Here is an 837-nt window from a genome sequence, read left to right on the forward strand (position 1 = left end):
TAGGGTCAGGATTCATAACCAATAGATGACGGTTGCGGCCAGAGCGATGGCTGAGAGGAAGACCTTGGGACAGCGATCATAGCGTGTCGCCACACGCCGCCAGTCCTTGAGCCTGCCGAACATGATCTCGATGCGGTTGCGTCGTTTGTATCGGCGCTTGTCGTATTTGACCGGGGTCTTGCGTTGCTTTCTGCCGGGGATACAGGCGCGTATGCCTTTGTCTTTCAACGCGTCCCGGAACCAGTCGGCGTCATAGCCACGATCCCCGAGCAACCAGTCGACCTTTGGCAGGCTGCTGAGCAGCGCCCGCGCGCCGATGAAGTCGCTGACCTGGCCGGCGGTGACGAACAGGTTGAGCGGTCGCCCCTGGCTATCGCAGATGGCATGAAGTTTGGTGTTCATGCCGCCCTTGGTCCGACCGATCAGGCGTCCACGCCCCCCTTTTTCGCGGCCATGCTGGTCGCAGTGCGGTGTGCCTTCAAGTAGGTCGCATCGATCATCACGGTCTTTTCCTCGCCGTGTTCGGCAGCCAGGCCGACCATCATCTGCGCGAAGATGCCTTTCTCGCTCCAACGCTTCCATCGGCTGTACAGCGTCTTGTGGGGACCATATTCCCGCGGCGCATCCCGCCAGCGCAACCCATTGCGATTGATGAAGATAATCCCACTCAACACCCGTCTGTCATCGACCCGTGGCTTGCCATGCGACTTCGGGAAGAAAGGGGCAAGTTTGGCCATCTGCTCGTCGGTCAGCCAGTAAAGATCGCTCATGACACCGCTCCGTTTTCCGAGCCGTGAATCACGCAGCGCGTTGGAAATCAATGCATCCTGACCCTAG

General features: G+C 59.4%; 1 protein-coding gene. It reads right to left on the bottom strand.

Annotated elements, in window-relative coordinates; translation table 11 throughout:
* Positions 1-12 precede the first annotated feature (12 nt).
* A protein-coding gene (locus tag ACR0ID_RS20410; protein WP_480608422.1) for an IS5 family transposase occupies positions 13-770 on the bottom strand; the annotation gives its coding sequence in 2 pieces (ribosomal slippage) (positions 13-446 and positions 446-770; 759 coding nt in all).
* Positions 771-837 lie beyond the last annotated feature (67 nt).

This window comes from Ruegeria sp. AL2, assembly GCF_056540845.1.